Raw genomic sequence first — 7,249 nt, forward strand, 5'->3', positions numbered from 1 at the left:
TCAATCACGAAAGACGTGGGCTATTCGTTGCGCTCACAGTCAATGCCATGGCGGGGGGATTACCCCGTTTACACTGCGGGTGGCCAGTGCTATATCGCGCCGGGCTTTATCATGACAGCGGGATTCTATAGGATGCATAGCGATCAGCCGAGTGCTGCATGTTTTTCAGAGATTTCGCTCGATGGCGTAAAAGGCGTTCTGACGGATCTTGATGGAACGCTTTATGCCTATAAGCCCTGTCACCAATATGCGTTGAAAACTGCCTTTGAGTATGCATCTTATGGGCTGGAACAGGAAGCATTCTTTAATCTTTACCGAAATGCACGCAATCGAGTCACAGCGCGTCTAGCTAGCCAAGGCGCTGGAAGATCTCGGCTATTTGCCTTTCAGCTTATGGGGGAGGAGCTGGGATGGCGCGCACCCTTTCTGGCTGCGCGTGAGCTTGATCGTATTTATTGGCAGTCTTTTATCGAACATATGACAGCAGATCAGGAGGCGTTGCGGCTCCTTGAGCGTTGCAATGATGCAGATATACCGGTTTGTGTTGTTACTGATATGACGGTGCATGTGCAGATCGACAAGCTAAAGCGTCTGCGGTTGGAAAATAGGATCACGCATCTAGTGACATCTGAAGAAACCGGCGTTGAAAAGCCAGATCCTCGTATGTTTGAAGCCGGATTACGCAAGCTGGGGATTGGCGCTTTTGAAGCCATTATGCTTGGGGACGATCTGCGCAAAGATATACAGGGGGCTTCCGCTCTTGGCATTCGGCCCTATCTAGTCTGCCTTGATAAACCGGAAGAAGCATCGTGATTGCGCAACGGATTATGACAACGCCACTAATGCGCTTTCTCATCGTGGGCGGTGCCTCGACTTTTATCAACTATCTGGTCTTTACGGGCTTATATTCCGGTAAGATGCTGGGCTATATGCCTGCTTCTGCTATGGGGTTTTTAGTAGGTTTGGCTTTTGGCTATATATTTAACAAACGTTGGACTTTTGGAGCTACAGCGCCTTCTAGTCCTAGTATTATTGCTGGCTATATCGTTGTATATATGACATCTTTGTGCTTGGGGCTTCTCGCTATTCACGTATTAGTTGCTTACGCACGGATCAACCCGCTCGTTGCGAACGGAATGTCTATCATTCTGACAACCTGCACAAACTTCATCGGCACAAGATATCTAGTATTCCGGTAATGAAATATACAACTCCAGTCGATCGTTATCAGTTTCGTGCTAGAATTCTGGAATGGACCGGGCAGGTCACGCGCTCCCCTTTTTTCTGGGGTGTTCTTTTACTCAAGCTAGTTGCATCGGCCAGTTTTGGCTCGGTGTATATGACGGAATTATTTATTCCATTTATCGAATCATTCGCCGCGAACCCTCTTGCTAACACATATGAGACTTTTTGGCAGGCTGGACAGGAGGTAAGTTTTCCTTATCCTGCAGCGATGCTGTATGTAATGGCGTTGCCGCGAACTCTGGTCTATTGGGCCGGTTTTGTCGAATTATCACGGCCTGCACTATTGCTCATTTATCGGCTTCCTCTTTTAGCGGCAGATCTGGTTATATTTCTGATCTTGTGCCGCTGGATGCGCCAAAAAATTGATATTCTTCTTTGGCTTTATTGGGCATCGCCTGTTTTGTTTTATATAAGCTATATACATGGCCAGCTCGATGTAATCCCCGTTGCGCTGCAATTTCTATGTGTATATTGCATTACATCCGGTCGCCCAACATTGGCGGCAGTAACATTTGGGCTTGCCCTTGGCGCGAAAACACAAACATTGCTAATTTTGCCGTTTGCATTAGTTTTTATTTGGCAATATCAGTGGAGTTTATGGGCGGTTGCACGCTTTTTGCTGATTACGATAGCGGTTTTTGTCATCACAAACCTACCTTTCCTTGGAAGTGCAGGTTTCATCAATATGGTGCTACAAAACCACCAGCAGGACAAGATTTGGCTCGCTGCCATTCCAACCTCTCAACCGGGGCTGGCTGTTTATTTGATCCCGGCGCTTCTATTGTGTCTGATCGCCTATTCAATGCATATTCGAGTTCATAATCGCGACCGTTTCCTGACTTTTACGGGCTTTGCGTTTGGCATTATTCTGTTGTTTGTTGTGCCGTCACCGGGATGGTACTTCTGGGTTTTGCCGTTCTTCGTGTATTTCTTTGTGCGGCTTGATCCTTCATATTTGCTGCCGTTTGCTGCCTTTCAGGTGTTTTATCTGGCTTATTTTGCTTTGACGCCGGTTTCAGATTTCGCCACGGTCTGGCAATGGTCGCAGACTGGTGAGTTGGGGGCATTATTTAACTATCTGCAAGGCATCGGCATACACGCTGAGGTCGTTCTGAATCTTCTTTTTACGACCTTGCAGACCTCCCTGCTAATTTGCTGCTGCATAATGTATTATCGCGGTATCTACTTGCCACGTCAGCGAAAGTTCTCAGCGCGCCCCTTCATGTTTGGTGTTGCTGGCGATTCAGGTGCCGGAAAATCAACTGTATCGGCGGCAATTTCTGATCTGTTCGGGTCTCGGCATGTCGCGGTTGTTTGCGGTGATGATATGCATAAATGGCAACGGGGTCATGATCGGTGGAGCGAGCTAACTCATCTTGATCCGCGCGCTAACGAACTGCATAATGAACTGCATTATTTGAATGCCTTGCGTCAGAATCGGCCAATTAAGCGACGACATTATGACCACAATACTGGCCATTTTACTGAAGAGTTGGCAATCCACCCCAAATCTGTCACGGTTCTGGAAGGACTCCATACATTTTACTTGCAGCCCGCGCGTGAGCTGTTTGATCTCAAGGTCTTCGTGAAGCCCGATCCATCACTGCTTTTGCACCGCAAGGTGATTCGAGATATGCAAAAGCGTAATTATACTAAGGAAACAGTCATCGCGGCTGTCAAACGCAGGGAAGCTGACTCAGCCAAATATATTACAACACAGGAGAAATACGCTGATATCGTGGTGTCTATGATGGTGCACGATCCGATCTCTGACGTAATGATCGGTAACTCTGCGGTAGAATTGCGTGAATGGCTGCGGGTCACGCTTTCCAATTCATATTTCCTTGATCCTCTTGTCGAAGATCTGCATGTTATCCTTTCAACAGACGTTCACCATTACTACGACAATGATGACAGGCAAGTTCTTGATTTCAAAGTGCCTGTGGATTTTGAAGATATTCTAGCGCTAGCGGAAAAGCACGTTGGAGGGCTGGAGGAGTTTGGTGTCTATGATCCGCATTGGCACACCGGTTGGATAGGCGTCATCCAACTCATCTTAAGCTACTGCATGTTCCATGGGTGGAAATCACTTGATGAAAACTGAGTTGTTGCAACTTGCCGCTATTTCACGTCGCCTAGGTGCAGATGTTTCCTTTGTGCAAGGGGGTGGTGGGAACACATCACTCAAGATGAATGATAGCGATCTTATGTACATTAAGGCTTCAGGTATTAATCTAGATGCCATCGAGGCTAATACGGGATTTTTAGCGGTTGATAAACATCGGTTGATCAATGGACTTAGAACTTGCCGCACAGAAGCGGATTATAATAACCTTTTGATGAGGTGCTTGTTGGAAGAAAGTGAGACACACCATCGTCCATCTATTGAATCGGGCTTTCATGCCTTATTGGACGAATGCGTAGTGCATTCACATTCTATCTGGGCGAACATTCTGACCTGTTCAGTTGAAGGAAGAGATTTGCTTGCCCGTACTATTCCTGAGGCTGTATGGGTTGATTATGCTACACCGGGTCTACCGTTGACATTGGCGATCACTGATCATCTAGAGCTGACGGAAACCTCCATCATTTTTCTGCAGAACCATGGTTTAGTCATATCAGCGGATACTCCGGAGGCAGCTTATGCACTGCATGCTGCGGTCAACGAAAAGGTGCGCGCTCTTTTTCCGTCTCTGCCTGTATTCCCGCTGAATACATCTGGTGATTTTCACGATGAGGGACTGCTATTTCCCGATCAAGCTGTCTATCAATATAGTCCTGAATTGAGTGCTTCGATAGCGGGTCATCAGACGGCGCAGGCTTATTCCTATTTATTGCATGCGATTCCGGCTGTGGGATTAACCCTTAATTTTATCGAGGATGCGGAAAAGGCCGTTTTGGTTGGTATGGAATCGGAAAAACACCGCCAAAAGGTAGCTCAAACATGAAACTTCAGCTTGTTATTCCCATGTCAGGTCAAGGCTCACGCTTTGCACGCGTGGGTTACACTGATCCAAAGCCCCTGATTAAGATTGATGATCATCCCATGATCGAGTGGGTGCTAAGGATGTTTCCTGGCGAAGAAGAACCTCTATTTATTTGCCGACGTGAGCATATTGAAAATACAGCTATGGCGCAGATTCTAACCGATCTTCGCCCAAATGGCCGAATTGCGGTTACAGAAGGTGCCAAGTTGGGGCCGGTTGCAGCGCTAATGGCAGCCGCGGATGAAATTGATAATGATCGTCCGGTATTGGTCAGTTATTGCGACTATTACATGCGTTGGGATTACGACGCATTCAAGGCCGCAATGGCAGTTGACGATTATCTTGGAGCGGTACCATGTTATAAGGGGTTTCATCCGCATCTGTTGCCTGTGAAAAATCTTTACGCCTCTTGTCGGGTTGATGCGCAAGGTAATTTGATCGAAATCCGTGAAAAGTATAGTTTTGAAGCTGACAAGACCAAGGCGTTACATTCGCCAGGTATCTATTACTTCCACTCTGGTGGATTAATGAAGAAGTATTGCACTCGGTTAATGGATATGGGCGACTCCTTAAACGGCGAGTATTACGTCAGCATGGTATACAATCACCTCATACGTGACGGTTTGCGAGTTGCAGTGCCTGAGGGCATTTCACATTTTTGCCAATGGGGCACTCCCGAGGATCTTGACGAATACCGTTATTGGACCGCAATCGCACGGAAGCGCCAATCATGAACATTCTTATCCCCATGGCCGGTGCGGGCTCGCGCTTTTCCGAGGCAGGCTACAAAACGCATAAACCTATCATTCCTGTCTCCAGTCGGCATCGCAACGCGCATGTGCCCATGGTTGTCGCGGCGGTTGAGGATCTACCGGTGAATGTTGATGCGGATGATACGCATCTCATTTTTGTTGTGCGCGACTTCCATGTCAGGGATGGTGTTTGCGATGTGTTGCGCGAACGCTTCCCACGTGCGCAATTTATAACTGTTGATGCATTAACAGAGGGGCAGGCAAGCACATGCTTGCTGGCCCGTTCGCTGATTAACAACGATAAGCCATTGCTGATTGCCGCATGCGACAACGGTATGGATATAGCCCGGGAGGTTTTTGCCAAAGCTGCGCAAGCATCGGAGGTTATCATTTTCACATTTCGTCATAATGAGGCTGTATTGGCCAAGCCCCAGGCTTATGGCTGGATTAAAGCTCAGGATACTCGGGCAACCGGTGTTTCCATCAAAGTGCCGATCAGCCAGACTCCGATGGAGGATCACGCTGTTGTCGGCACATTCTGGTTTCGTCGAGGTAGTGATTTCGTCGCTGCGGCCGATCAGATGATTGCTGCCGATGATCGGATCAACGGCGAGTTCTATGTTGACCAGGTTATGGATTATCTCATCAATGCGGGACGGGACGTCCGCGTCACTGAGGTTGCGCGGTATCACTGCTGGGGCACACCGAGTGATTATGAAGCTTACGAGAATACACTCGCATATTGGTCTTCCTTTATTCAGAACGAGCCTTGGGCATCATGAAACTATCGATTGCTATCCCTTGCTATAACGAAGCGCTTAACATTCCGCTTATCGTTACCCGTCTACGTGAGATTATTGTAGGACGAGACGACGTTGAGGTTCTGCTGGTTGATAATGGCTCAAAGGACAATACCGCCGACGTGCTGCGCCGCGAGTTGCAGGAAGGCGATGCGATACGCGTTATAACGGTTCCGGTTAACCAAGGGTATGGATATGGCATCCTGCGAGGCCTTGAAGCAGCGAGTGGTGAAGTACTTGCATGGACGCATGCCGATATGCAGACAGACCCGCGCGATGTCTTAATTGCTTTTGATCTTTATAAAGAGCATGCTGGGCAAAAGATTATTGTAAAAGGTAAAAGACGTAATCGCCAGTTATTGGAACGGTTTTTTACTTTTGGCATGCAATCGATTGCGTCTGTTGTACTTAGGGTGCCGTTTGATGATGTTAATGCGCAGCCAAAGCTGTTCTCATGCGAATTCTATCAGGAATTTATCTCGACCCGCGCGCCGCATGATTTTTCGCTGGATTTATACCTATTGTACCAAGCGCGGATACACGGTTATCGCATTCTGGAAGTACCAGTCTATTTTGCCAAACGTATTCACGGTGAGGCAAAGGGTGGTGGCAACTGGAAAACGCGCATTAAGCTTATCAGGCGCACTTTTGCTTATATTTTTGATTTACGTCGCGAGTTGGCGGCTCAGCAAGGGCAAGATTCATGATTGTCATCCATCATCGCCGCAATACAGTAGCGGAACTTGCTGATACAGATCCGCAGTTTGGCGTGGAGATTGATCTGCGTAATCATGGTGATGATATATTGGTGACACATGATCCATTTATAACTCGCGCGGTCCTGCTACAGGACTGGCTCAAGCAATACCGGCATCGCTTTCTAATTGCCAATGTGAAGGAAGAGGGGCTGGAGCCTCGCCTTACTGCTTTGCTTGCTGAATATGGGGTTAGCGATTTTTTCATTCTGGATGAAAGCATCCCCTTTATACGTAAATATGCACTTGAGGGATTGCCAAATTTTGCGGTACGCGTTTCAGAGCTTGAAAGTATTGAAACAGCGCTACGCATTGCCAGCTATTTGCACGGTGAGAACCGTAGCATTAACTGGATCTGGGCTGATAGTTTTACTGGTATGCCGCTTCATCCAGATGAAGCTCTGGCGCTTAGACAGGCGGGCTATCGCATTTGCATTGTCTCACCAGAGTTGCATCACGTTAACGATCCGGCTTCTTATGAGGCGCGCGCCCTCCGTTACATTGAGGCGTTGAAAGAGCCCGGTATGGAATCATCCCGTCCCGATATGGTCTGCACTAAATGCCCTCTGCTATGGGGAAGCAATTATAGTATTTGAGGGAGCGGATAAAAACTCGCGGCCAATGTTGGGACTCAGTGCATTGCCCCTCGGATTCCTCCAATTACTGGAGGAAAATCGGGACTGAGATCACAACTCTCGGTCTTTCATGAT

The 7,249-nt window shown here is 47.8% G+C and carries 8 protein-coding genes; all 8 read left to right on the forward strand.

The annotated features are described in order from the left end of the window. Nucleotides 1–132: 132 nt before the first annotated feature. From OANT_RS25755 to OANT_RS14285, 8 genes are read left to right on the forward strand one after another with little or no spacing between them, the layout of a single operon-like run. Nucleotides 133–813 carry an HAD family hydrolase gene (locus OANT_RS25755; RefSeq protein ID WP_012092506.1) on the forward strand — a complete coding sequence of 227 codons (681 nt, stop codon included), beginning with the start codon at nt 133–135 and terminating at the stop codon, nt 811–813. After that, entirely contained in the window at nt 810–1,199 is a 390-nt protein-coding gene (locus OANT_RS14255; RefSeq protein ID WP_012092507.1) for a GtrA family protein, read from the forward strand. Before OANT_RS25755 ends, OANT_RS14255 begins: the two co-directional genes overlap by 4 nt. Further along, entirely contained in the window at nt 1,199–3,349 is a 2,151-nt protein-coding gene (locus tag OANT_RS25120) for a phosphoribulokinase/uridine kinase (protein ID WP_012092508.1), read from the forward strand. The genes OANT_RS14255 and OANT_RS25120 overlap by 1 nt, the downstream gene beginning before the upstream one ends. Next, nucleotides 3,339–4,193 carry a class II aldolase/adducin family protein gene (locus tag OANT_RS14265; protein WP_012092509.1) on the forward strand — a complete coding sequence of 285 codons (855 nt, stop codon included), beginning with the start codon at nt 3,339–3,341 and terminating at the stop codon, nt 4,191–4,193. Before OANT_RS25120 ends, OANT_RS14265 begins: the two co-directional genes overlap by 11 nt. Then, nucleotides 4,190–4,966: a glycosyltransferase family 2 protein gene (locus tag OANT_RS14270; RefSeq protein WP_012092510.1), complete on the forward strand. Its 777-nt coding sequence runs from the start codon at nt 4,190–4,192 to the stop codon at nt 4,964–4,966. Before OANT_RS14265 ends, OANT_RS14270 begins: the two co-directional genes overlap by 4 nt. Beyond that, nucleotides 4,963–5,766, forward strand: a complete 804-nt coding sequence (locus tag OANT_RS14275) for a glycosyltransferase family protein (protein ID WP_012092511.1) — start codon at nt 4,963–4,965, stop codon at nt 5,764–5,766. Before OANT_RS14270 ends, OANT_RS14275 begins: the two co-directional genes overlap by 4 nt. Further along, a complete protein-coding gene (locus OANT_RS14280; RefSeq protein ID WP_012092512.1) occupies nt 5,763–6,491 on the forward strand; it encodes a glycosyltransferase family 2 protein in 729 nt (242 codons plus the stop codon). Before OANT_RS14275 ends, OANT_RS14280 begins: the two co-directional genes overlap by 4 nt. After that, nucleotides 6,488–7,135, forward strand: coding sequence for a phosphatidylinositol-specific phospholipase C/glycerophosphodiester phosphodiesterase family protein (locus OANT_RS14285; protein WP_012092513.1), 648 nt, complete (start codon nt 6,488–6,490; stop codon nt 7,133–7,135). The genes OANT_RS14280 and OANT_RS14285 overlap by 4 nt, the downstream gene beginning before the upstream one ends. Nucleotides 7,136–7,249 lie beyond the last annotated feature (114 nt).

The organism is Brucella anthropi ATCC 49188 (assembly GCF_000017405.1).
Lineage (GTDB): Bacteria > Pseudomonadota > Alphaproteobacteria > Rhizobiales > Rhizobiaceae > Brucella > Brucella anthropi.

Bases quoted from the DNA above. Each gene is read 5' to 3' on its own strand.
- OANT_RS25755 (WP_012092506.1), top strand. From the start codon at position 133: ATGCATAGCGATCAGCCGAGTGCTGCATGTTTTTCAGAGATTTCGCTC.
- OANT_RS25120 (WP_012092508.1), top strand. From the start codon at position 1,199: ATGAAATATACAACTCCAGTCGATCGTTATCAGTTTCGTGCTAGAATT.
- OANT_RS14265 (WP_012092509.1), top strand. From the start codon at position 3,339: ATGAAAACTGAGTTGTTGCAACTTGCCGCTATTTCACGTCGCCTAGGT.
- OANT_RS14270 (WP_012092510.1), top strand. From the start codon at position 4,190: ATGAAACTTCAGCTTGTTATTCCCATGTCAGGTCAAGGCTCACGCTTT.
- OANT_RS14275 (WP_012092511.1), top strand. From the start codon at position 4,963: ATGAACATTCTTATCCCCATGGCCGGTGCGGGCTCGCGCTTTTCCGAG.
- OANT_RS14280 (WP_012092512.1), top strand. From the start codon at position 5,763: ATGAAACTATCGATTGCTATCCCTTGCTATAACGAAGCGCTTAACATT.
- OANT_RS14285 (WP_012092513.1), top strand. From the start codon at position 6,488: ATGATTGTCATCCATCATCGCCGCAATACAGTAGCGGAACTTGCTGAT.